This window comes from Acidovorax sp. 94 (assembly GCF_003634645.1).
Lineage (GTDB): Bacteria > Pseudomonadota > Gammaproteobacteria > Burkholderiales > Burkholderiaceae_C > Acidovorax > Acidovorax facilis.
Genome location: NZ_RBJA01000002.1, coordinates 14,647 through 37,148 on the forward strand (window position 1 = coordinate 14,647; position 22,502 = coordinate 37,148).

Annotated in this window: 24 protein-coding genes; 19 read left to right on the forward strand and 5 right to left on the reverse strand. The window is 57.8% G+C overall.

What is annotated here, in order from left to right:
* Positions 1-1,503 precede the first annotated feature (1,503 nt).
* Entirely contained in the window at positions 1,504-1,866 is a 363-nt protein-coding gene (locus tag C8C94_RS24800; protein WP_121423080.1) for a hypothetical protein, read from the reverse strand.
* A 203-nt stretch (positions 1,867-2,069) separates the two neighbouring features.
* Here C8C94_RS24800 and C8C94_RS24805 point away from each other — a divergent pair, with 203 nt between their 5' ends.
* From C8C94_RS24805 to C8C94_RS24850, 10 genes are all read left to right on the forward strand, one after another.
* The gene (locus C8C94_RS24805; RefSeq protein WP_147433311.1) at positions 2,070-2,474 is read left to right on the forward strand and encodes a hypothetical protein; all 405 of its coding nucleotides are present in this window, start codon (positions 2,070-2,072) and stop codon (positions 2,472-2,474) included.
* Positions 2,475-2,680: 206 nt separating this feature from the next.
* Positions 2,681-3,427: a hypothetical protein gene (locus C8C94_RS24810; protein WP_121423082.1), complete on the forward strand. Its 747-nt coding sequence runs from the start codon at positions 2,681-2,683 to the stop codon at positions 3,425-3,427.
* A 137-nt stretch (positions 3,428-3,564) separates the two neighbouring features.
* On the forward strand, positions 3,565-3,984 hold the full coding sequence (locus tag C8C94_RS24815; RefSeq protein WP_121423083.1) for a PRTRC system protein E: 420 nt from the start codon (positions 3,565-3,567) through the stop codon (positions 3,982-3,984).
* Between the two features lie 9 nt (positions 3,985-3,993).
* Positions 3,994-4,203, forward strand: a complete 210-nt coding sequence (locus C8C94_RS24820) for a PRTRC system protein C (protein ID WP_055397623.1) — start codon at positions 3,994-3,996, stop codon at positions 4,201-4,203.
* 109 nt (positions 4,204-4,312) lie between these two features.
* Complete coding sequence (locus C8C94_RS24825; RefSeq protein ID WP_121423084.1) at positions 4,313-5,449, forward strand: PRTRC system protein F; 1,137 nt, start codon at positions 4,313-4,315, stop codon at positions 5,447-5,449.
* On the forward strand, positions 5,446-6,240 hold the full coding sequence (locus C8C94_RS24830) for a PRTRC system protein B (protein WP_121423085.1): 795 nt from the start codon (positions 5,446-5,448) through the stop codon (positions 6,238-6,240). Before C8C94_RS24825 ends, C8C94_RS24830 begins: the two co-directional genes overlap by 4 nt.
* A complete protein-coding gene (locus C8C94_RS24835; protein WP_055397616.1) occupies positions 6,240-6,875 on the forward strand; it encodes a PRTRC system protein A in 636 nt (211 codons plus the stop codon). Before C8C94_RS24830 ends, C8C94_RS24835 begins: the two co-directional genes overlap by 1 nt.
* Positions 6,872-7,696 (forward strand): PRTRC system ThiF family protein, encoded by an 825-nt coding sequence (locus C8C94_RS24840; protein WP_121423086.1) that lies wholly within the window; start codon positions 6,872-6,874, stop codon positions 7,694-7,696. Before C8C94_RS24835 ends, C8C94_RS24840 begins: the two co-directional genes overlap by 4 nt.
* 154 nt (positions 7,697-7,850) lie before the next feature.
* Positions 7,851-8,669, forward strand: a complete 819-nt coding sequence (locus C8C94_RS24845) for an EAL domain-containing protein (protein WP_121423087.1) — start codon at positions 7,851-7,853, stop codon at positions 8,667-8,669.
* A 520-nt stretch (positions 8,670-9,189) separates the two neighbouring features.
* Complete coding sequence (locus C8C94_RS24850) at positions 9,190-9,453, forward strand: hypothetical protein (RefSeq protein ID WP_055397610.1); 264 nt, start codon at positions 9,190-9,192, stop codon at positions 9,451-9,453.
* A 679-nt stretch (positions 9,454-10,132) separates the two neighbouring features.
* Here the strand turns inward: C8C94_RS24850 and C8C94_RS24855 are convergent.
* Positions 10,133-11,164, reverse strand: a complete 1,032-nt coding sequence (locus tag C8C94_RS24855) for a ParB/RepB/Spo0J family partition protein (protein WP_121423088.1) — start codon at positions 11,162-11,164, stop codon at positions 10,133-10,135.
* The gene (locus tag C8C94_RS24860) at positions 11,161-12,366 is read right to left on the reverse strand and encodes an AAA family ATPase (RefSeq protein ID WP_055397606.1); all 1,206 of its coding nucleotides are present in this window, start codon (positions 12,364-12,366) and stop codon (positions 11,161-11,163) included. The genes C8C94_RS24855 and C8C94_RS24860 overlap by 4 nt, the downstream gene beginning before the upstream one ends.
* Before the next feature lie 794 nt (positions 12,367-13,160).
* On the opposite strand from C8C94_RS24860, the gene C8C94_RS24865 reads away from it, so the two are divergent.
* Positions 13,161-14,474 (forward strand): replication initiation protein, encoded by a 1,314-nt coding sequence (locus tag C8C94_RS24865; RefSeq protein ID WP_055397604.1) that lies wholly within the window; start codon positions 13,161-13,163, stop codon positions 14,472-14,474.
* Positions 14,475-14,853: 379 nt separating this feature from the next.
* On the opposite strand, the gene C8C94_RS24875 is transcribed toward C8C94_RS24865, so the two are convergent.
* Complete coding sequence (locus C8C94_RS24875) at positions 14,854-15,261, reverse strand: hypothetical protein (protein WP_121423090.1); 408 nt, start codon at positions 15,259-15,261, stop codon at positions 14,854-14,856.
* A gap of 283 nt (positions 15,262-15,544) precedes the next feature.
* A complete protein-coding gene (locus tag C8C94_RS25680) occupies positions 15,545-16,096 on the reverse strand; it encodes a hypothetical protein (RefSeq protein WP_158603853.1) in 552 nt (183 codons plus the stop codon).
* Positions 16,097-16,937: 841 nt separating this feature from the next.
* Between C8C94_RS25680 and C8C94_RS24885 the strand changes: the two genes are divergently transcribed.
* The 8 genes from C8C94_RS24885 to C8C94_RS24920 all read left to right on the forward strand — a co-directional run bounded on the left by C8C94_RS24885 (position 16,938) and on the right by C8C94_RS24920 (position 22,440).
* A complete protein-coding gene (locus C8C94_RS24885; RefSeq protein WP_121423092.1) occupies positions 16,938-17,420 on the forward strand; it encodes a hypothetical protein in 483 nt (160 codons plus the stop codon).
* A 102-nt stretch (positions 17,421-17,522) separates the two neighbouring features.
* A complete protein-coding gene (locus tag C8C94_RS24890) occupies positions 17,523-18,104 on the forward strand; it encodes an ATP-binding protein (RefSeq protein ID WP_147433314.1) in 582 nt (193 codons plus the stop codon).
* A 27-nt stretch (positions 18,105-18,131) separates the two neighbouring features.
* Positions 18,132-18,431 carry a hypothetical protein gene (locus tag C8C94_RS25560; protein ID WP_147433315.1) on the forward strand — a complete coding sequence of 100 codons (300 nt, stop codon included), beginning with the start codon at positions 18,132-18,134 and terminating at the stop codon, positions 18,429-18,431.
* Positions 18,432-18,465: 34 nt separating this feature from the next.
* Entirely contained in the window at positions 18,466-18,879 is a 414-nt protein-coding gene (locus C8C94_RS24900) for an H-NS family nucleoid-associated regulatory protein (RefSeq protein WP_158603854.1), read from the forward strand.
* Positions 18,880-18,914: 35 nt separating this feature from the next.
* Complete coding sequence (locus C8C94_RS24905; protein ID WP_121423096.1) at positions 18,915-19,922, forward strand: toprim domain-containing protein; 1,008 nt, start codon at positions 18,915-18,917, stop codon at positions 19,920-19,922.
* Between the two features lie 150 nt (positions 19,923-20,072).
* On the forward strand, positions 20,073-21,041 hold the full coding sequence (locus tag C8C94_RS24910; RefSeq protein ID WP_121423097.1) for a hypothetical protein: 969 nt from the start codon (positions 20,073-20,075) through the stop codon (positions 21,039-21,041).
* An 8-nt stretch (positions 21,042-21,049) separates the two neighbouring features.
* Positions 21,050-21,805 (forward strand): hypothetical protein, encoded by a 756-nt coding sequence (locus C8C94_RS24915; protein ID WP_121423098.1) that lies wholly within the window; start codon positions 21,050-21,052, stop codon positions 21,803-21,805.
* Entirely contained in the window at positions 21,784-22,440 is a 657-nt protein-coding gene (locus C8C94_RS24920) for a helix-turn-helix transcriptional regulator (protein ID WP_121423099.1), read from the forward strand. The genes C8C94_RS24915 and C8C94_RS24920 overlap by 22 nt, the downstream gene beginning before the upstream one ends.
* The last annotated feature ends 62 nt before the right edge of the window (positions 22,441-22,502 follow it).

A 22,502-nucleotide genomic window follows, 5' to 3' on the forward strand; every position in this document is an offset into this window, starting at 1 on the left:
CCTCCACGCGGCGGTGCTTCTGGTCGAGATATTGCATCGGTTCGCCTTGGCAAAGGCATGCGTTCGAGGCGGCAACGGTGCTCTTGGACTGGGCGCAATGGACGTCCAAGGCCGCTGGCAAGGACATTACTGGGTAGAGGCCGTGTTGGATGGACAGCGTCAGTTTGTTGTAGACATCACGGCCGACCAATTCGGCTACCCGCCTGTGCGCGTGCTAGCAGCTGCAGAGGCGCTTGGATACCGACCTGGCGATGAGAGTGAGGTGAGCCTGGCTGCGACCAGACTTAAGCCCGATCTGGGCCTCTCTTGACGTCCTTGCTCGGCGCGCCAAGCCCAGACTCACAACTAGTAGTTTGGAACAATGGCAATCATTGTTTTTCCCGCATGCTGGACTGTGACAGCGTGAGTCACGATGGGATTGGCCACGCCCACCGTGCGACTCGCCCGCTCGGCAAACTTGCGCACAGTCCTCGAAAGCTTACGCATGTCGACGGCACCGGGTTTAGTGGCCCCCGCGTATGTCGCAATGGTGGCTGGGTCCAGTAGCCACCGCAAGCGATCAAATGTCCCTGCGTTTTCTAGCAATCGATCGACCGCTGGTTCCATTGCGCGCAGCAACTGTCGCATGTCCGAAACCCTTGTTGACAGCGTCGCATGGACGCCGGCCGGGGTGAGAGGTCTGCCCAGCCTCCATGCAGGCTCCTGGTGCGACACTCGATTCCGCAAGCCCTTGATGTCCACGAGCAGTGCATGGGCTCGTGATCGAGTCATCGTCGGGTCCCCTCCAAAGACCTGGGCCGTACAACTCGGCCACAGTGCCAACGGACTCGCGGCAGCCTCGAAAGATGGGCCCAACAGATGCAACCAGAAACCAAACATGGCATGCGCGACGATCTGATCCGGCGCCTGTTGAACGTTGGCCTTCGCGAGCCGGGAAGTGATTTCTTCGAAACTGCTCTCCGCCTGTGAGCGCCAGTGCCGAAGCGTGACCTTCCGGCCGTTCGTCGTCCTGGACTTTTTGTGATGCGGGGCGACGCCCTTCCTGTAGAAGTCGGCAGCGAGGGCGGGGTTGCGGGCTACCTTGCGCTTCCACTCCTCATCGCCTGAGCTCTTGAGGACGTCAGAGTACCAATCTGGCTTCCCGACCATGGCGCTGGCAGCCCTATGCACACTGTTCCTAAGCACTACCTCCACCATGCTTAGAACGGGCGAGAATGCGGTGTTGAGTTCGAGTCCCCAGAGATAGGCTCCAACGACAGCGCGTGGCGTGGCTCCGACGACGAGGGATTGGTAAGATCCGAGGCGAGCAGCTGAGAGAGCGCTTTCCACAGACGAAACGTTGACGCTTGAACAGAATGGCATCGCAGTGTTATACTTCGATTCGAGAAGCGCCCTTGTGGCGCAACGTCCGGTTAGAGGTGCGAACGGTCTGCTAGTAGCGTCGCTAACCACCTATTCGAAGGGCTGCCCATCCGGCAGCCCTTTTTCTTTGTCGCGTCTCAACTATGCGGTCCCGTCGGCTGGGTCTTTGGACCCGGACAGTAGATACCGGGAGGATGCAAGCACCTGGCACATCTGTCCCACCACCAGATCATCGTTCGCAGCAGCAAGAGCGTCCAAGGTGGGAAGTGCCTCCCTACACACCCGCTCGGGCGAGCGGAACTCGCCCGCAGCAAACAGTCGAATGACCGACTTCTCCGAAGAGCCCGCCCACTTGCGCAGCTGCCGGTTGGGCTCAATACTCGAACGAAGTTCACGCGCCCCGGTCTCGAAAATAAGCAGCACCACAAAAGCGCCGCGGTCAATTTGGTTTCCTTTCAGGCGCAGCGCCCGAAAATCCTCCATCGATCCGTCGAATGTCCACATGGTTTCTCCCTTAACTTGAATGCCGAAGGCACCGATTCTCGACGAGCGGATGCTTCAAATCCCCCGCGAAAAAGAAGCGAAATTGACGCATTTCCCGGAAGGCAGCTTCATGGGTACCCTGCAAGAGCCTTTCATCCCGTCGGCGTGATCTGGTCCTGGCCTTGATCCTAGTGCGCGCCTCCAGCGAGGAGTATGCACAACAAATGCGTAACAAACACTTGACTAATTCGAGCTATTATAGGAAAATGCCTATTAGTGATTGGAAGTATGCGGAGAATAAAATGAACGCAATTATTAAGCTGCTAATGGGCCTGGGGTGCCTTGGCATGTATTTGGGATGGCGGTACGCGCCAGAAACTGCGGTTGTTGGGATAGGCCTGAATACTTTGGCGATCTACGGGTCGCTTGCTGTTGTTGCTGGCGCATTCGTTCTGGCCATGATGTTTGGTGCGGACGAGAGCGGTGTTGTCGATAGAGAAGTCACGAAGGCAGTTCCTCATGAGAGTGAGGCTGGTGTCCAGGCTGCGAGTGTTCAGTTGGATGACCCCAATGAAGACCGCTTCACAAACGACCCGAATTATGACCTTTTCAGTTGGCGAAGCATGTAGTCATGTGATTCCAAGAGCCCAGCAATGCTGGGTTTTTTTTCGTCCAATCAAATGTGCGTCAGAGTCATAGAACCAGTTGGGGTTTGATGTTGAGTCAGCAGGCGGAGTTGCACTGAGCTGATCGTCTATTTGTTATTTCATGGTTCCGAGCAAGTACGGCCGAAGCCGCGAACCCGCGGTGCAAACCCGAAGCAAAGGACCGTGCAATGAACCACGAAGACATCAAGAAGGAAATCCGCGACATCGAAGAACGCATTGCCGCGTTGCGCGAGAAGATCTCCCAACCCGCCGAGATCAATTGGGCTCCTGGCCTGAAGCTCGAAATCCAACCCAAAGAAGATCAGGGCCGCCTGCTGGTCCGGCACGCAGAACTGGGCTCCACCATCGTCAACTATGAGCAGGACCATCTGGTCCTCATCGCGCTGCCGCAGGACGGCGACACCCCCGTGCTATCGCTGTCGTTCGAGCGTACGCGCCTTGTGAATGACGTGCGTCAGGACGATGGGAAGCCGCTAGTCGGGTTCTTCGAGAACGCAAGCCGGCACGTGGTCGAGGTGGTCTCTGAGACAGGCGAAGTCGTGCGGTATCGCGCGCCTGGCAGCAACAACAGCAGCATCACGCTCCGCGAAACGTTCCTTGCGCAATACGTTTCGTTTGTCGGCCCGGTGTATTGGCCGGTTAGAGTGGATACAACTTGGCTGCGCCTCGCTGTCCCTGCCTACATGGGCAATGACCAGATAGCGCACATGGAGTGGCCCGTCGGGAACTACCTTCTCAACATCGTTGACGATCTCACTTACGACGCCGAGACCGATGCCTTCGTGATCGGTGCAGGCACCCCAGAAGCCAAGGCGTACCCAGCCCAAGAGATCAGCGTGCATGGCACGCGAAAGACGGTCTACGCCATCGGCGCCGGCGTATGGGACTGGACCATCGCTCCAAGCGACGATTGACGAACCTGTCCCACTGAACCAGTACCAAAACGGCCCTGCCCCTTCACCGGGGGCAGGGCCTTTTTTCTTGGTTACCACCCTCTGATGGGCAAGTACCGCTGAAGCCGCATCCCGCGGCATTTTCAACGAGGTAAAACATGCTTTTTCAGAATCTCCACCATCTGGCAACCAAGGGCGTCGCGATCACTCTCAAGGTGACCGACGCCGGCGCAGGAAAACTCGAGGTAAACGTCTTCCCAGACGCGGGCAAGTCCGGAACTCCGCTGTTGGCCAAGAGCTTTGTGGCAACGCCCACCGAGCTCGATGCCGACTTTGCCTCTGTCATCAGCGAGTACTGCACAGTCAACGGGACGCTCAAAGAGCAGCTCGAGGGCATTCAGGAGCAAGCAGCTGCGGCTGTGGCCCAGGCGAAAGACAAGTCGGCCGCGGCATCGAACAAATCGAAGCCAGGCAAATCGACGCCAGCGCTCCAGGAAGAAGAACCCGCCGAGGGTGGCGAAGGAAACGCCTCGCCAGGCCCCGCCGGTGAGTCGCAGCAGGTTCCTTTCACACTCTGAGGAGGGAATATGGCATTGCAATCCACCGTCCTCACACGCAAGTTCACCTACAACGGGATGACCCTGGCGGACCCTGCTCCTGGCAAGGACCCCGACCAGATCCGCATCTTCTTCGCGAACCAGTTCCCTGAGCTGCTCACTGCAGTTGTAGAAGGACCCAGCACAAAGGCTGGCGTCGCTACCTACAACTTCCAACGCGCTGTTGGCAGCAAGGGATGAGCGCGCATCTGAAGGCCATCCAAGCAATCGCAACGGGTGGTCACTTCTCGAATGCCTCGGCCGACCCGTTGGCCCAGGCAGATCCCCAATCAGTAAATGAAAGCACGAAATGTTCAATCCCCCTCCTGCAGGTGGTGAACTCTCGTCAAAGCTCGAATCCCCTGCCTCTGCCGAGTTCGGCGTTCAGCAGGTGGGGTTGAGCCAAGCGCCCTTCTTGGGCGCTTGGTGCCTGCCTAGCTTGTCTCCACTTGTGCCCCTACGGGTACAGGACGGGGCAAGCAAGGCGAATTCGTCTTTGGCCAAGTTCATCCTCGCCGCCAATTCCGCCGGAGTCCCGGTTGTAGGTGAGAACTTCACAGATCTACAGGTGACGATCACCCAGCAATGGAGCACCTACCTGCGCGCGAATGGCGACTCGGACAACGTACTCCCAATGCAGTTGTCCATCGAAGCCCATCCCGAGCTTGTCCATGTCGAGGTCACGCCCGAATCTGTCATTCCACTATTCCGCCTCAAGCCAATGGTCGAGAAGCTCAACGCCTACCGAGCTGGTTTGGGATGGTGGGCCTGGTTCCTGATCGAGGACGCCGGATTTTGCTATCCCATGTACTCATTCAGCTTCCAGCGCCACGCGGCGTACTTCGCCGGTTGGTTTGACGGCGACTCTGACGAAGGTGCCGCCGAGTTCATACGGGAAAACCAAGCTGTCAATGGCACTGTGGCTGAGCTGCAGGAGCAGTTTTCAGGAGTATGGCCATCACATTTTGCCGCAGCGGCCGGGGGCCACGGCTGGATGTATGGCGTCAAGGAAGGCGCCTCTCAGCATCGTCCGCGACGCATGACCCTGAAAGAGGCAAAAGAAGTGCTCAAGGCCTGCTCCGACCCGGAGATCCAATCCGTTGTCGCCGCAGGCCTGGACCTCTGCAACGCGAGCAGAAGACATCGCCTTGGCGAGTGGGACCAGAGCCACGGAGATGTTCCCGATGGTCACGAAATGGAAGGCCTTGACGCACTCGGATCCACATGTTTTGTGGTCTGGGATACGCCCGAGGTTTGCATGGAAGTCGTCGAGCACTCCGAACGGTGGCTTCAGGAGAGCGAGTACCGCGATTCCTTCAGGACCTGGCGGATATCAACGGAGGACCCCAAGGCGATGAGGGCCGGAGTGCGTGCCCTCAAGGCATTCATCGACCTCCACTCGTGCCTCGGCAGGTTCATGTCATTTTTTAAGGAGGATTCCAAATGATGGGAGTAAGCGCACAAAGCAGTGCATCGGTATCGTTACTAAAGGGCGCCATCCTGCTCTACGGAGGAAGGACTTCCCACGATAGCGTGTGTGACGTCTTCGACTACGCGACCGTGCATGAAGTGGCGGTCATTCGCGAGCGCCCTGAGGTGACGCCTGGAAGGCTGATGACCGAAAAGGATCTGGGATTGATCTACGCACAGCTTGCGCTTAAGCAGGCTGTCAGAAAGCCCGTCCGCTGGATCGAAGACACGCGGCTCGCGGAGGGTGCCGACCGGCTCGTCTGGTGGACACCGCCAGGGCACCGCTCGATGTTCTTCAAGAAGTCGTCCACCTCCAAGGCGTCCTTCGATGGACACGCGATTTGCCCAGTCCCCGCCCTGGTATGGATGACCATCGATGCGCAACACCTGCATCTCTATGCAGTGAAGTGTGCCGGACGCCCAACCCCTGAGACACAGCTCTTCCAAGCGCCATTCTTCAACGTCTGGGGCAGCGGCCAGGTCTGTGTGGGGAACGCAAACACACCCACTGCGGAGCGTGCATTCGAGCCGAAGGCGTGGGAAGACATGTTCTTTGGCTCGTCGTTCACGCACCCGAACTTCTGCCAGAAGGACCGCCTTGTCAAAGGCCTCGATCCCGCGGCGTTCTGGAAGTCGCAGGTGGAAAAGCCAACCCGGCGTTTCCCTACGAGTCGCCTCGCTGCAGTTCGCCTCACGGTGGGTGACCTGATCGAAGTGAACACACGCGATCGCCTAGCAGGTCTCGAACGACCAGAAGGAGAGTTTTGATGAGCATGGATTCAATGATCCAGCAAGCGTTTCCACTGCGCGTGGCCACCACCGAATGCACCCTCCCCTTTCAGGACGATGCTCCGGTCAGCTACGCAGTGGCCAGCGACGGTTTGTGGCAGGATTTGAGCAGCGATTGGCTGGCTCTGCGCCACCGGGTCGCAGTCTCGGATATCTACCTGCCCTATGGGCCTCTGAAGCCCATGGTCGAGTGGAAATGCTCGTTCCCGCCGATCGCCATTTGGCAAGCGTTTGCCGAGCAAGCTCGCCAGGCCATGCCGAATGAGTGCGCAGCCCTGTTTGTCTGGGCCCCATCGACTGACAGTTGGCGGCTCGCGATGAGAGACGCGCTCAGCGCCTCTCCTACCCGAGTCGACTATCGGAATCCGGTACTGGAGCCCGGCGAGATCGCGGTCGTGGACATCCACAGCCACGGGCGCCTTCCTGCAGGATTCTCGTCAGTCGATGACCTGGACGACGCCGGGAGCGTGAAGGTCTCAGCGGTCTTTGGCGACTTGGACACAACGGTCTCAGTGGCAATGCGCCTCTGCGTGGCGGGCTTGCACTACAAGCTCAAGCTCGGTTCCGATGGATCGTTCCAGTTGGGCCAGATCATCGAGGGGGCACCGCGATGAAGCACCAACTGAATGGAAGGCTCGCGCAGAAGCAGGTGAAGGTAGCGCTCGTGGGCGCTGGAGGAACTGGATCGAGGATGCTGGAGAACCTGATGAACCTTCATCGAGCCATGGTTGCTCTTGGCCATCCTGGAGGGCTCCACGTCACGTTGATCGACGACGACGTTGTGTCACCACCCAATGTGGGCCGTCAGGCCTTCTACCCCTGCGACGTTGGAAGCTACAAGGCTTTCACGCTGATCAATCGGGCAAACATGGCAGCGCAGGTCTCGTGGACAGCGATAGTGGATCGCGTCAGCGACAACTCTGAGGGCTTCTCGAACTTCGACCTAGTCATAGGCGCGGTGGACAACCGAACCGCGCGCCGAGCGATCCTGTCAGCCATCGAAAACTCGAGGCGCGATCACACGTACTACCTCGACATGGGCAACAGATCCTCCGACGGCCAGATCTTGCTGGGGGAGATTCAGGGGCGCCGGCGAACGGAACCAGACCCAACGAGGCTACCCCACGTGGGCGAGATGTTTCCGGCACTGATCGACAGTGGCCAGGACCACATGGAGGATGACACGCCGTCGTGCTCCCTCGCAGAGGCACTGCAGAAGCAGGCGTTGTTCATCAACCCAGCGATGGCACTTGCGGCCAGCTCCATACTCTGGAACCTGTTCACGAAAGGTGAAATCGAGCACCACGGTGCCTTTGTAAACCTGGACTGCTTGACCACCATGCCGATTCCCGTGGACCGAGATTTCTGGGCTCGCTTCGGTGTTCATCGAGCATGTGAGAAAAGACCGTGGCTAAGGGCCGCGAAGAGCAAATAGCTCGTATCAAAACCCCGTGCCACTGCGAAGTGCACGGGGTTTTTCATTTTCGGCGTAACAAATATAAAATTCACGCTATCAGTCAATTGGTACGCAACAAACAAACGGCAAGTTTGCCCACTGATGGCGAGCTCCTGCCCGGCATGAGGATCCTATGCACCTGTCCAAGGTTCTCCCACCGCTCGCTTCTGGCCCCGCACTCGCCGGCGACCTTGCCCGCGGGATAAGAAGTGGTGAGCTCCGCCTATTCCTTCAAGGCCAGGTAGATGCGGGCGGCGCGGTCTCGGCCGCCGAGGCCCTCGTCCGGTGGGCCCACCCTGAGCACGGCATCCTTGCGCCAGCTGCGTTCATTCCAGTTGCGGAGACCTTTGGGCTAATGGGAGAGCTTGAGCAATGGGTCCTAGAGAGCAGCTGCAGCGTTCTTTCTAGGGATCAGCACCCCTCACGCATTTCGGTCAACATCAGCCCACGCCACCTTCTTGGACCTGACTTTGTCCGGACGGTCAGCGACTCACTGAATCGCCACAATCTGGCACCAGCGCGCCTAACTCTCGAGATCACCGAAAGTCTTTTCGAGAGGCCGGTGACCGAAGTCGTTGAGCGGCTTGAGTCTCTGGCGAGCCTGGGCATCTCGCTGTCGATGGACGACTTTGGAACAGGCTATTCTTCGCTCGCTCATCTTGCCAAGCTCCCCATCCATGAACTCAAGCTTGATCGATCGCTGGTACGCGATGCTCCGTCCAGGGAGCGCGACGCGATCGTTTGCAATGCCGTAATCGAGCTTTGCAACAAGCTCCGGCTTCGCATCGTTGCAGAGGGCATCGAAACCATCGAACAGGCAAAGTTCTTCGGTGGTGCGTGCGAGCTGTTGCAGGGATTCCTGTTTGGGAGGCCCGAGCCTGTTGATCAATGGATCGCAAAGTTCCGACCAGGTATGAATGCCGGGCGAAAAGAAACCCTCCTCGTCGCTTAGGGTCCCGGGCTAACCCGTCCTGGTCGGGCCATGCTGGCACGCCAGAGTGTGGCAACTCCGAAGCTCCGTGCTGCTCGGCCGAGCGCCTGCTTCCTCTCTCCAACGCCAGTGCTTCCTCGCACGTTTAGGCGTGCATCTGCCATGCCTTGCCCCGACCGAGTTCGTAGAGCGGGCTGTATGGGTCCTTACGCGGCTGCGCACAAGCCGCTGCTGACCTTCCGACCGAACAGCGTCTTTCACCTTCGTCCGTGATTTCTTCCCGCAGCATTGCTCGCAACTTCCCGAAAAGCGCACCGCCAACGAGAGCGATACGACCGCGTTGGCGCAACTTTGGTGCCACGTTGGCAGCGACGCCAATGCGGCGCCGCATTGCCACATACGCCACGCTGGCACCATTTGGGCGTCGTGGTGGTTCTTCGGCTTTGGAGGTTGCCCTACGGTTACCTCCTCCGTTATGTCAAGTACCGGGATATGGCACCTCCCGCCCCTACCCTACCCTACCCTACAGAGGATTTTCTCCATGACTTCGACAGACTCTCCAGCCACCCTCAACTTTGACGCGATGGCAGAAGCCTTCACAGCAGCTTGCGGCCTGCAAGCGGGGTCTCAGTTTCTCAGCCCTTTCGCAGCTGCTACCAGCGCCGGCTACCTGCCTGGCTCAGACGCACACGAGGCATACAGCGACACCTACCTATCGTCCATTGCCGATGGCATCCATGTCTGCGCCTTGACCGGAATCGTCATTAGCGTGACGGATGAACAGCACTCGAGATTGTTTCACTAGCAATTCGCCCAGGACTTGTTCCGCGGCCAGCCGAAGCCACCTGCATTGCAGGTGGCTTTTTTTCGCCTGCCTGAGGTGCGGGCAGATCAGCCCGTTCGCAGGGGTGTGGAGTGACTCCACACCTTCGGCTGCTGGTAGGGAAGTGCACATAGGTTCACCAAACTGGGGTGTGGAGTCACTCCACACCCCTACGCTCCGGTGCATCCGACCTCCCGTTTAAGGAGGGAGACTGAGTCCTAACCGCGGGATTGCCACACCACCAACGCCCCGCTGCCGCTACAAACCGACTGCGTGTGGAGTGACTCCACACCTACTCTGCCAGAACTAAAAGTTAAGGCCGAACGCTGCAAGCAGAGCCTTTGCTCATTCCACCACTCCGGGCCATCCGCGGAAGGAACAAAGGCCTCGGGGACAACCAAGCGTGGAGTGACTCCACACCCCAGAATGCATCCCACGGTGACCCACCGGTCGCATCAAGTCACTCCACACCTTCCCATCGAACGTCCTCATTTCGAAGCCATGACCGCCAGTCACCCCAGAATCGGGAAAAACTCGCGAGGCTCAGACCTCCGCCAATCACCGGGTGTGGAGTCACTCCACACCTGCTGCCAGTCGATACAGCCCACCTCCAAGCCATAAAAAAAGCCCGCATCTGCGGGCTCGTTTGTGTGCGGCTCGACTAACCTTCCGACTCCAAAAATTTAGAAATCAGCCCGTCCAGCTGAGCGACCTTGGCCTTGCTAAGCCCGGTGATATGGATCTTCGCTGAACCTCCTCGTCCATACCTCACAACCGCCTTTCCTTCGGTCCCAGTCAACTCAGTCGGCGCTGCTGCCACTGTCGGCGATGCAGATATCAGGCGGCTGAAAACCTTCGCCGCAGGGATTGAGACGCCGCGCTCACGCTCATCAGCAATACGCCTGGCCTCCTCCAGTACGCGGTCGGCAGATGCCGTGTGCGCAATCGCCAGCTTGTTTCCCCAGTCAAACTGGATGTCAAGCGGGGAGGCGAAAGCCTTCAGTATCTCGCGCGGCAGGTCCACCATCGCGATCAGCCTGCTCACGCCCGATGCATCCACGCCCAACTTCTCAGCCATCTTGCGGATGGACGGAAAGAGCTTTTCCTCTAGTGCTCGTGCGTATTGCATGCCTTGCTCGAACGGGCGAAGGTCTGCGCGCTCCCGGTTCTCCCGATCCATCTCGGCAAACAGACTGGCATCGTCCATTGGCGCGATCATCGCTAGAACGGGCAGCCCCGCGTTCCGGCATGCGCGATGCCTCCGGTGTCCAAACACGACCTCAAACTCGTCGGTTCCTTCAATCGGGCGTACCTTGATCGGCTGAACGTTGCCGCCGGCCGCCACGATCTCCTCTTCCAGAGCTCGAAATTCTGCAGACGCAAAGGACTCTTCCATACGGTTTGCCCACTTGCTCCCCTTCACTTTCAGGGGATCAAGATGCTTCACTGGACGCGCGCCCTCGAACACTCGAACCTGCTGCTTGAGCAGATCGTTCTCACGCCGAATTTCGGAATCGCCGTAAATGCTGGCTGCATGAAGACCGATCGCAGTGCGAGGTTCCCGGTTCGGCACGGTCGGCACTGCATCATCAGCCACCGTCGACACCACTGCACCCGCCCTGCGTTCACTGCTGTTTCGCTTCGTCCCCAGCAACGAAAAGTCGACGCGATCTTTCTTGTCCTTCAAGCTCATTTCTGCGCTCCTTCACGTGACCACCAAGTGATGATCTGCTCTTCGATCAATTCAGCCATGCGCTCGTATGCCTCGAACGCGCGACGATAGGTCCGTGCGTTCACCTTCGACACGTCGAGGTCATAGATCGTCCCGAATTCTGCACTCGCAGACGAGGTCGCAGTAGTCTTAGGGATCTCAATAGGTATCACGGCATCTGTGTACGCCGCCTGAATCCACTCGCGCACCACACTGCAAGATGGATCGTTCGTATCCACTTTGGAAAGCAGTACGTCGATAAAGGCAAATTCCTTCGTGCCGCCACGCTTCGTAATCAGCTGAGTGAGCAGATCGTTAATAAGGCTCCAGAACTGCGCCGACGAAAGGAAGTCAAGTTGCGATGGCGGCAGGGGCATGACCAGCCCGTCACTGGCCAAGATGGCGTTCACCGTGGTGTACGACAGCGAAGGTGGCGTGTCGATGATGACGACGTCATAGTTCTCCCGTGCCGTGTGCAGCCCATCACGTAGCACGTGCCAAAACTCGAAGTTCGGGTTGTCCTTCTGCCTAGATGGCAGCGCAAACTCTGCGGAGTACAACCCCAGGTCCGCGGCAACCACATCGATACCAGCCCAATAGCTGGTCTGCACTGCGTAGTCGATATTTGGTTCAGCGCCAACCAGTAGTGGCAACACCGTTCGGTCGTCATCTCCACCGCCGTCCTGGTCACCCACAACCCCCATCAGGTTGGTCATGGAAGCCTGAGCGTCCATATCAATCACCAGTACGCTGTGACCACGCAAACTCAGTCCCTGCGCGAGCGTAACTGCGTTGGAAGTCTTCCCGACGCCCCCCTTGAAATTCACCACAGAGATCACGCAGCCCTGGGCCCCAACAGGCCTCTGCTTATTCGGCCGACAGGCTCGCACCCATTGCTGAAGCTCAGACAATGTAAACCTCCGTCGAGTTGCGTCTCCACGCATCCCATCCGGAAGGTTGCCCTTGCTCAGCCTGTAGTTGAACTTGCTCTTGTCGATGCCGCAGAATGACAGCAGCTGAGCACTCGAAAAGGTCGGTGCAGACTTGACTGAATCGGGTGCGAGCATCGCATCTCGAACCAGGTCGATGGTCTGCCCAACGCGCTCCTCAATGTCCTCTAGATCTTGAAGAGTCCAAGAACGTTTGGCAGAGAGTTTTCTAGACGTCTTACTTGCTGTATTCATGTTCGAACCTTTTCGTTGGGCTGCTGCATTGATGGATGGATAGCAGTATCAAAAATCGACTCCTATCCGAAAATTGGTGGAATGCTCCAATTGTGCAACTGAACTGAACGGATTGGAATCGTTTCTGAACAAAAAACAGTACGTTTTCGCTCGATCTGGATGTTTTTTGTATTCTTTTCAGAAAAAGAGGGCAGTAAAGAGGCTCAGGGATGGCGCGACCCTCACTTATCCACAGCCCTTACTACTGCACTCTTTTAATAAAAGCAGTTTCAATCTTTAGGACCCTATTTTCTCTTTTAAAATCAATGAGTTAGCGTGCACATGGACTAGGAAAACCCCCCAGAAAGGTATAGAAAACCCCCTCCCCCAAGGCCCTGATGGTCTAGTGATCTCCCCCTATGGTCTAGTGAATCCCCCACCTATCGCCTAGAGATCCCCTGAAACCTGTGGATAACTTGAACATGCACCACACGGGAGTGCCACTGGCGTGCCCAGCCCATAGGTCGACAGCCTCAAACGGCCCGCGAATGGAATGGTCTAGAAATCCCCCCCGCCTAGATGACTAAGAGCCAAGGTCTAGAGATCCCCCTTGCGCCGCAGATCAGTGTCAATGGACTAGAAAAACCCCTGGGATTGGGGGTGGCGAAGAATGGACTAGAGAACCCCCCCCTATGAGCAACTCGGAGCTATGGTCTAGAGAACCCCCTCCCCGGTGCAAGAATTTTTGCTTTGTGCCGATCGGCACATGTCGTATAGTCTAGTGGCGCACCATCTCCACCTAGACCATTGATCGCATGCAGCTTGAACTGATATCGGATGCACAAAGGCCTCAGCCGGTGTTTCGCACGCCCCAGGAATTTATTCACGTTCGGCACAGCATTACCCTGGTCCAGTACAAGCTCTGGCTTTTGCTCATCAGGCGCTACCGCGAGCTCTTTGAGCAAACGGGAAGGGCACTGGTCGATGGAGAGCCCTGCTACATCAGCACTTCCACGTTGGCAGAACGCCTGGGCTACGAGCCAAAGACGTCCGAGCTCAAGCGAGATCTGGAGCAAATTCGCATCGAGCCGCTTCACTACAATTTGCTCGAGAAGGATGGAAGCCCGGCGATGGTGGGCGCGGGGTTTATCTCAGAGTGGTTCGTCAGCTCAAGCCGAGTAGGGGTGATCTTCCCCAAGCTAATCCGCCGTTCGATCGAAAGCCTCGACAGCTACAGCTCGATCTTCCACATCTTCAACTGGTCGATCTTCAACTCTTACAGCGGGAAGTATGACGCCCTCGTCTACAAGCTCTGTAAGGATTACGTAGGGGTCCAGCGCACACCGTACTTCACGCTTGAACAGTACCGCGACTACATGGGAATCGCCGCCACTGAGTACACCGAGTTCAAGCGCCTGAACCAATGGGTGATCAGTGGTCCAGTGAAGAAAATCAATGAGTCGGAGATCAGCGATGTAGCCGTTTCGGTGAACTTCAAGACTCAGGGGCGCAAGGTCCTTGGTCTCTGGTTCTCGGTGGCGCAAAAGGACCAGCTTGCACTTTCAGCTGAGTCGTCTGGAGCATTTAGCGAAGCCCAGATCAAGATAAGCGCGCAGCTGCAGATGGAGTACCTGCGCGACCGAGCGCCAGAGGCCGTCGCTCTGAGCATTCAGCGCGCAAATGAGTACGTCGCGTCCAAACGCGAGGAGGGCGCCTCCCCTAACATAGGAGCGATCTACAGGCGAGCCATCACCGACGACTGGGGAGCTGACCTGCAGGCCCGCTTGCAGCAAGAGGAGCAGAAGCCTTCGACTCCGGTTGACAAGAGCCTTCCGCCCGCGAATGGGATAGGGAAGGGCGATCGCCTAAAAAGCCTCCAGGAGGACTTTTTGCGAAAGAAGACCTCCGACGCGATCAAGGCGCTCACACTCGAAGAGAAGGTCGCATTGGTACACCAGTTTGCTGCAGACTCAGACAAACACTCGATCTCGTCGTTCGCACCGGAAAAAGGCGAGTTCAAGGACACGATCGAACGAGCAAACTTCGGTGCCTGGCAGCGCCGAAAGCTCCGCGTGACCGCTATCGATCCGGCCGAGTTCGAAGCGTGGCGACAGGAAGCGCGGCGCTAGCAATTTTCGCGGCCAGCTCAGGAACTCGAATGTCAACTATCTGCTTTTCTCGCTCCACAAGCGCGGCAATCCTCAAAGCATGCGAAAAGAAGCAAACGATCGAGTTCGAGGTAGAGCAAAGCGCCACGGCCTTCGAAAAAACGATGCCGCCGGTTGATTGGACGGCCTACCCGCCGGCAGCGCTTCCTGCTGGGCACTATGACCAGCTGGGCGCTCTCGCCGGCACGGACACACGCGGCGAACTAACTCGACTAGAGCTGAGTGTTCATCAGGACGGAGGGCGCATCCTCTATCGGGCTACCGGGCAGGGGAGGGTGGCCCTCCGAGTGACCTGGCCGGGAAGGACCTAGTGGCGCTTGGACACCCTGAGTAACACAGACTACTTTGCCGGCCTGAAGAGTGCGCTGCCGTCGGCCGCAATGGGTGAATAGATCTCAATGCGTTGTCCGGCCTCGAAATGGCTTCCGTAGTATTTTCGGCTGCCGATCCTGAGAACCTCTCCATTGTCAAGCTCGACCAGGACGTTCCAAGCGTCGTAGTCGTAGACGACATCCTTCGCTGCGTCATCCACTGCCAGCCCGGCGGCATACCCGGTAGTGGCACCGCTAAGGCTGCCGGATAGCATCCCGACTGCCGTACCGACCATAGCGCCGGTTGACGCGCCTCGCGTGTACACCTTCTCCAGGGTCACCTCCTTGATTGTTCCGTAACGCGAGCGATTGTTGGGTGAGCCCGCGCAGTTGGCCAAAGCAACGCACAGAGCCAGGACGAAAAACGTTTTGCGCATAAAAAATGCCGACAGTTGTTACTGCCGGCATTTGGGATGGAACACACCATTTGGTGCAATCGGTTCGACGGCGGCCGCTATGGGGCGTCAAATCAGCCCTCCTAGAAGGGCACATCCTCAACCGGCAAGATGGTCTGGCCGCGATAGCAATTATGCGATACGTACGAAAGGCGCTCGACGTCACCGTCAAACCCCTCAAGAGAGCTGTAGAGGTCGACAAAACCACCATCAGGCGGAACAGCTGGCGCGCATGCTTGCCTTGTAGCGCTACTGCGGTACTGCATCAGCACCAATTCCAGAATGATCGGCACCCACTGGCGACCTGATGAGCGAAATGGTGGGCTGAGGCCCGCACGACGGAAAGCGATGACGCGGGCGAGCGAACGAACGGTTCCACATAGGTGAGGCCATCTTGTGCAACCACGGTATAGAACTTCATTGGAATCTCCAGAAAAACCTGCGCAAGCAGTACAGCCACACTTGCAGGAGACTTTGAGATAACTGCGCACAACAAATAGAATTGCATGAGGTAACAAATCAAAGGTGCTGAATGATTGCGATTGGGACAGAGCTGGACCTTGGCGGGCCCGGCGGATGGATTCCGTTTGAGCTTCCGCGGCGCGACACCAAAACCGCGCCTGAGCCTGCGGATGACTTGAAGGCTGTTGGCCCTGGACTGAAAACCGGCACAACCTGGCGCGCATCCGTGGCCGCCGGCGTGAGCGCGATGGTGGGCGTGGCCATCGGCGCGATCGGCCTCGCCGTGCTTACTCCGGCCGGTGAGCCGCTCATTGGCAGTGACAGCCGCCAGGTGCGGAACGTCGAGCATCTGCACGCGGAACAGGCCAGCGAAGCCAGCGCGGCGCGCAACAACGACGCTCTCGTTCTACCCGCAGCTTCGCGAGAATTGGCCGATGAGTCGATGCTCCGGACGGCCGAAGTTATCCGCGCCGCGATCAAGCGTGCCCAGGAGCGTGAGCGGGCAGGGGGGCACCTTGAAAGCAAGCCCGATCCGATGGGACGCAACTGCCGATCGCCTTGGCGTTCGAGTACAGGCTGCCTTTCACTCGCCAAGAGCAATTGCCGGCTTCCCTCCAGTGAGGCGCGATCTCCCGATGCTCATTGGCCGTTTGCCAGTGCAGCTGTCGCTTTCTGGCGAGAGTGCCAGCCTTGGAGCTTGGCGGGCAGATCCCGAGGCCTTGTTTGAGCTGGGTGACGGCCTCATCGTCCTTTCAGGCAGCGGCCATGGCCCCGAGCACACATCCGATCTTTGGACGGCCCAATTCAGCTCGAGGGAGATGTGGCGGGCACTCGCAAACGCGATGGCGGTCTCCGCCACATTGAGGCGCCCGGCCATTGCAATTGCTCGGGCTGCAGGCGCTGTCTACATGTTGTCCCCAAGCACCGACGTGGTGCAGCGTATTGTATTTGCCACCAGTTCCCGGGAGGGGTGGATCACCCTGGAACAACTGGAGCTCGCCTGCGATCCTGCTCGTGGTCAATACCTTGGCAGTTAACAATGTATTGTTACACCTTTGTCGGGAATGAGAAAGCATTGACTGCTACAATTCGTGACAATAACCCATAATTGTCATTTCGTTTGCTTCGAGGGACGCATGCTTTACGTTGTTGAGGTACCAAAAAAGGGATTGCCGAAATGCTGGTCTGCACCAGACATGGAATCGTTCGTTGCCCAGGTTCAACTCGAGCGCAAGACGATTTGCCACGTGACTGATCGTGTGATGTTCGAGCGAATCACGGCCAAGGAATTGCTCGGGCGCCTCGGCAACCCAGCTCCAAGCGAACTTATTGGTACAGAGCAGGAATGGCTCTACGACGTGCTGATGGACCAGGGAATGCATGCAAAGCTTTATCGCGCCGATGCCTATACAAAGGATGACGGCAGCTACTCGATTGAACCCATCAACGAGTACGAGGCCACGCTGTCATGGCTTAGCGAAGAACTTGACACCATTCTGGTTTTTGAGTCGATTGAAGAGGCTCGCGCTGCACTCTACGACATGCGGAATTGGCTCTTCTCGGGTGGGATGGAGGGCTTGACAGGGCTTGCAGACCTGCTGGAGGCGACCCCGACCTCTGGCACTGCGCTCGGCAAGGCCGTGCTGCAACAGTTCCAACTCTGTGCAGCAAGAACGTAACAAACAAAGCCCAAAGTGACACTATTTGATACGCGAAATCCCCTGTGATCTATAACAAATGGTATCATTTGCGGTACTATTTGTTTTCACGAGGGGTCGCGAGTGTCAGATCTTTCAGCAGTCCGGTCGGTTTTGTTCCTCAACGCGGGGTTGATGAGCACGAACCCACCGGCCAAGTATTCGCAAGCCAACGTCCGAAGCGTGGCCTCGTTCTTCCCGGGAGCTGCGCGACTCCTGGATCGATACGTACTTCAGGTCAGCAAACACCTCACCGACTGCGATCTGGTGCTGGTCGCAGAGCACGGCCATGGGAAAACGCATACATCCATCGCTCTAGTGCGCGAGATGGGCCTTGCAGGGCTATCAGCAATCTACGTCACGGCGTATGACATGGTCCAGGCGCTTCTCGCGGAAGAGTCCCACCAAGGCAGCAGCCTCATGTCGCTCCTCTCGGAGTATGACTTCCTGATGGTCGACGACTTCGGGATGACACTGTTCCATGACCTAGACTTCGAGGCGGCGAATCGGTGCGTTGCGCAGGTCCTTGAAGCACGCTACGCCAACGGGAAGGTCACGGGATTTGCAACGTCCGTCAGGTCCCTCAGTGAATCAGACGTCTACGGGGTGGCAGGCACCCCGAGTGGGCGGATGCGACCCTTCAAGATCGAGTTGGACGCAGCCTAGACAGGCCGCCGTCAAGGGGTTTGATCCGTGGCAGTCCGCTTGGCCACGTCAGGAAACACAACATCCTTCGGCAACAAATGCTTCGCCAGCGAAACATGGGCCTTGCCAAAAGAAATGAAAGGTTTCACCACCAACCAGGCCGCAAATGTCCTCAGCTTCTCAGACACCAAAACCAGAATGCCAATAAAAATTAGCACAGTTACCAAAACGGCGTTGCTCGTGGAATCCGGGGACTGGGAAGCCATCGATACGGACGGCCCAAGTGCACACAATGCCAACAGGAAAGGTTTTGCAGCCAAGATTATTACTCCCGATCTTGAATTGTAGCACCGCACGAGTATTAAAGGAGTTTAAGCCGGAAATGCAAGGAAGCAAACCAGCAAATGACAGTATCCCTGAGCCACTGGGCGATCTGGAAGCCGCAATGGACCGAATGGAGGGGGTGCGAAAAGAAGTCGATCAGCGCGTGAAGGAGTCGTACGACTCCATTCGCGAATCCATCGCCGAGCTGTCTAGACTACGAAAGCGCCCGCTCGCCGAGGTGATCCTAGAAATCGTCAAACCCTGGGAAAAGGAGATCATGTTCTCCCGGGTTCTCGCGATCCCAGCCAATAGACGCAAGTCGAAGGGCGAGCCTCGTTATCGTCATCCTCTGGACGCGAGTATCACCTGGTCTGGTGCCGGAAAGAGGCCTGAGTGGTTCATTGCCTACCGCAACAATGGCGGAAACGTCGAAGACCTCGCGATCTCTCCCGGGCAGTTATCCGCGCACTGAGCGCAAGTAGTGCTGTATCAACAACGGAGGGCTCCATGTCACTCGTACAAACAGCGCTGGATCTCAGCTATCCCGTTCGAAAGCAAGGACGCACGTTCGGGGGGCCGCGGTGCCCGACTTGTGGCATCGGAACCCCGCACTCCAATCGCTTCTGCATCTTTTTTGGGAAGGATGATAAGGAGCGTTGGAAATGCCAGGCATGCGGCAGTCATGGTGACATTGTGGATTTCATCGTAGCGGCCACCGGCTGCTCAACGGCAGATGCGTTCGCCCGAACGCGCAATGGGGTGCGGTTCGCGCCCTCGGACGCGAAAGAGCCCTGTCCGCCGCAACGGCCATCTCGGCCGAGCAGCGCGATGTCTCGCTCGCATATCCAACTGCTGCGAGAGGGCCTATCGAAACATCCAGACGACAAGGTATTCGCATATCTGCGGGGACGTTGCATCTCTTCGGCCTCCATTGAGAAAATGGTGGAGGCAGACCAATTGCGATTTCTCCCGAGTGACGTGCATCTTGCTAGAAAGATGATCTTCGAAGTGCTTGGCGGTCAAGATGTAGCCGAGAACTGCGGATTACTGACAGCGCCAAAGAAATGGCCTGCGGCGGCCTTCAGACCCGTCGTGGGTATATTGCCCAAGGATTGTGCGGTAGAGTTCAGAATGGTCGAAGAATCAGAAACCTTTAAAAAGGCACTGAGATTTGGTTCTCTGAATTATCCATACTTCATCAAGGCGGAAAAGGAGGTCAAAATTGTCGAAGGCCTAATTGACGTCCTGTCCTGTATTGAGCTCGGTGAAACGAGATCGATCATGGGTATTCCTGGGACAAATTCATGGCAGGTTGAATGGTTTTCGAGCATGAAAGCACACGGCTACTCGACATTCCACACCGGCCTGGACAACGATGAACCAGGCAGGGACGCGATGGCGAAGATCTCTGGGGAGCTGGCAACCCTTGAGCTGAGTGTCATCGACGATCCCGCACCCGCCGGGAACGACTGGAATGACTACCTCAAGACCCTGAGAGGGGCCTCAAGCCCATGACCAGCTTGCATCACACCAAAAGGCCCGCCCTGCGCGGGCCTTTTTCTTTGGCGCGAGCGTTGCATAATTGTTATCATAAATTGTTTCGTGTAGAGTCCTATTTGGTACAATTCGCGTACTAATAACGCCTACTTCTTCCGAGGAGCCAACATGGCCGGTGCCAACGCAAACTTTCGCTTCGTCAATGCAATGCTCAACATTGGCTACCTGACAGGTGCCATCGTCATCACCGAAGAGCGCGACCGCTTCTATGTCCGCCAGACTGGCAACGAGCAGCTCGACATCCCGGTCTTCCTGCCGAACCTGGGCTACCGGATGCCGCCGCGCAATTCCATCAAAACGGTGGTGGTCCACTGCTACTCCCACATCACCGACTCGGGCACGAGCGTTAAGCCGGTCGTGGTCTCGGTCAGCGACCCGTCGGTGCTGACCATGCCACCGATGAGCAACTTCCTGCTTGGCTTCCGAAACAAAATCTCTTCCGAGAAGCTGGAGCATTTGATGGGCGAGATCAAGCTTCCGTACCACCGCGATGGCTCGATCAAGAAGGAGTTCTTGGATCTCCTCAAGGAGGAAAACAGTCAAGACGAGGCGATCTCGGCCATCATTGAAATGTACGAAATGACGCGCGGTAGCAACCGGACAGGCGCGCTGGACAACAACGGCAACCGAGTGATGATTGCAGGGTTCGTCGATCGCCGTTCCTACGTCCCGCCGAACGAGTACCAAGAGCATGGCCATGGGCGAGTCGACATTCGCCAGCACGAAGAACGGGACAAGTCGCTTCCCATTCGCCTGGTGGGTTCGCAAGTTCGACCCCAACTCGAGCGGGTAAAGCACCCTGGAGTGGCTATCAAGGTCGCGGGCAGGCTGCGTCGCAAGATCGTTCCCGCCCCTGACGGCCAGGGCATCATCAGCGACGTCGTGTACATCGAGACGGACCTGCTGCAGCGTGCCAATCAGGGGCAGGACATTCTTTCCGTGCCTGGATGGATCACGACGTACCGCGACGAAATGCTGCGTCGCAGGGAGGCGGTCGCCAAACAATCCCCGGACACGCCGCCGGTCGAAGGCGGCCCGACTGGAGGTAGTGACGAGGCCCTCGACAACGCTGGCTGAGGTTTTCCATGGATTTGTCCACGTCTGGAGGGCCCGGAGATCTCGACGAACTGTCGGAGTTCGATGACGAGGCGGTGCCTGAAGATTTCGATCCGTTCGCGTTCGAGAACACGCTCACGCCAGCTGACAGCGAGATGGCCGAATTGTTCGACCGGGTTGCTGACGCTGCTGAAGATGACCGCCAGACCCCAGAGGTAACAGACGAGGACTACGAGCCCGAGACGCGTTGGATCGTCATGAGGCTCAAAAGGCACATTAAGGTGCTCACCTCCAAAGGTTCCAGCCAAGAATCCCGCTGGAGGGCGGTGCAATGGCTGTTTGTCAACGGGGCAAAAGACGCGAAGGGGGTGTCTTTCCACCTCTCCTGCGAAGCATTGAGCTGCAGGCCTGAGGTCGTCCAGCTGCGCACTATGTATGAACTCTGGCTGCGAGACGCGCCGCTTCACCGAAGCCTCCCTTTGCTCTCGGATCGAATCCCTGCGGAAATCGGCGACATGGTGTTTCATGCGTTCCCTCAGTACCGGAAAGCGGAGCAGGTCGCCGCGGATCTCTGGCAATACCCCGGGATGCCGTTTGCCGAAGCGGTCGAAGCGTGCCGAAACCATGGCCAGGCTCCGCAGCTTCTCGACGAGATGATTGCGCGGGGTGTTGTGGGCGTCACGGGGACAGGCGATGCCATGCGCTGCTTTCTCATCGGCGCCAACCCTACACAGCTCTCTATCGCCAAGCGACGTGTGTTCACATGGCCAATGCTTTTCACCTGAGCCGCGACCCGGCTATACGGGCTGCCGTGCGCCGATCTGTACAGCTGGCTTGCTACAAGCGCGGCGCGATGCACCACGTAGACGACGTCGAGCAAGACACCTGGATCGAGCTGAGCAAGCACGAAATCGACGATCGCCCCCTTGCCGGCCTTGCATATCGCTGCGCATTTCTCATTGCTGGCGCACTCCGTCGAAAGTACGATGAACACCGCCCGGTCCTCCGAGACGATCCCGAAGGTGATCACGCACACGTCCTGGACGCCTTGCCTGCGCGGGATGACGTGGCAGTGGAGGTGGAACAGCACCTGGACTCAAGTAGGGCGTTCGCGACACTTTGCGATAGCGTGCGGGCGGCAGCTGGCGGGGACCTGGACTTCGAGACGCTCGCCCAAGAAGACGTCGCGCGCGCGGCCGCAGGCCGGGTGCGCAATCAGTATGGGAGCGGCAGCAGGGACCAGGCGGAGGTCTTCAAGGCCGTCCGCAAGCGCCATGGCTTGACACAGGCCGAGATGGCCGCCGCGCTCGGGGTCAAGAAGGCCACCTACATCTCCTACGAGCATGCGTGTGTTCAGCGCATTCCTGATGAGGTCATGCAACGAGTCGCGGCAATCGATGCGGCAACGCGGCAGCCGTAGGGGCGGTTACTAGCCGCGGGTCATCAATTCTCCCTGTACCGGCGAGGCCGGGTTCATAAACA

Bases quoted from the DNA above. Each gene is read 5' to 3' on its own strand.
- C8C94_RS24800 (WP_121423080.1), bottom strand. From the start codon at position 1,866: ATGTGGACATTCGACGGATCGATGGAGGATTTTCGGGCGCTGCGCCTG.
- C8C94_RS24805 (WP_147433311.1), top strand. From the start codon at position 2,070: ATGCGTAACAAACACTTGACTAATTCGAGCTATTATAGGAAAATGCCT.
- C8C94_RS24810 (WP_121423082.1), top strand. From the start codon at position 2,681: ATGAACCACGAAGACATCAAGAAGGAAATCCGCGACATCGAAGAACGC.
- C8C94_RS24815 (WP_121423083.1), top strand. From the start codon at position 3,565: ATGCTTTTTCAGAATCTCCACCATCTGGCAACCAAGGGCGTCGCGATC.
- C8C94_RS24820 (WP_055397623.1), top strand. From the start codon at position 3,994: ATGGCATTGCAATCCACCGTCCTCACACGCAAGTTCACCTACAACGGG.
- C8C94_RS24825 (WP_121423084.1), top strand. From the start codon at position 4,313: ATGTTCAATCCCCCTCCTGCAGGTGGTGAACTCTCGTCAAAGCTCGAA.
- C8C94_RS24830 (WP_121423085.1), top strand. From the start codon at position 5,446: ATGATGGGAGTAAGCGCACAAAGCAGTGCATCGGTATCGTTACTAAAG.
- C8C94_RS24835 (WP_055397616.1), top strand. From the start codon at position 6,240: ATGAGCATGGATTCAATGATCCAGCAAGCGTTTCCACTGCGCGTGGCC.
- C8C94_RS24840 (WP_121423086.1), top strand. From the start codon at position 6,872: ATGAAGCACCAACTGAATGGAAGGCTCGCGCAGAAGCAGGTGAAGGTA.
- C8C94_RS24845 (WP_121423087.1), top strand. From the start codon at position 7,851: ATGCACCTGTCCAAGGTTCTCCCACCGCTCGCTTCTGGCCCCGCACTC.
- C8C94_RS24850 (WP_055397610.1), top strand. From the start codon at position 9,190: ATGACTTCGACAGACTCTCCAGCCACCCTCAACTTTGACGCGATGGCA.
- C8C94_RS24855 (WP_121423088.1), bottom strand. From the start codon at position 11,164: ATGAGCTTGAAGGACAAGAAAGATCGCGTCGACTTTTCGTTGCTGGGG.
- C8C94_RS24860 (WP_055397606.1), bottom strand. From the start codon at position 12,366: ATGAATACAGCAAGTAAGACGTCTAGAAAACTCTCTGCCAAACGTTCT.
- C8C94_RS24865 (WP_055397604.1), top strand. From the start codon at position 13,161: ATGCAGCTTGAACTGATATCGGATGCACAAAGGCCTCAGCCGGTGTTT.
- C8C94_RS24875 (WP_121423090.1), bottom strand. From the start codon at position 15,261: ATGCGCAAAACGTTTTTCGTCCTGGCTCTGTGCGTTGCTTTGGCCAAC.
- C8C94_RS24885 (WP_121423092.1), top strand. From the start codon at position 16,938: ATGGAATCGTTCGTTGCCCAGGTTCAACTCGAGCGCAAGACGATTTGC.
- C8C94_RS24900 (WP_158603854.1), top strand. From the start codon at position 18,466: ATGCAAGGAAGCAAACCAGCAAATGACAGTATCCCTGAGCCACTGGGC.
- C8C94_RS24905 (WP_121423096.1), top strand. From the start codon at position 18,915: ATGTCACTCGTACAAACAGCGCTGGATCTCAGCTATCCCGTTCGAAAG.
- C8C94_RS24910 (WP_121423097.1), top strand. From the start codon at position 20,073: ATGGCCGGTGCCAACGCAAACTTTCGCTTCGTCAATGCAATGCTCAAC.
- C8C94_RS24915 (WP_121423098.1), top strand. From the start codon at position 21,050: ATGGATTTGTCCACGTCTGGAGGGCCCGGAGATCTCGACGAACTGTCG.
- C8C94_RS24920 (WP_121423099.1), top strand. From the start codon at position 21,784: ATGGCCAATGCTTTTCACCTGAGCCGCGACCCGGCTATACGGGCTGCC.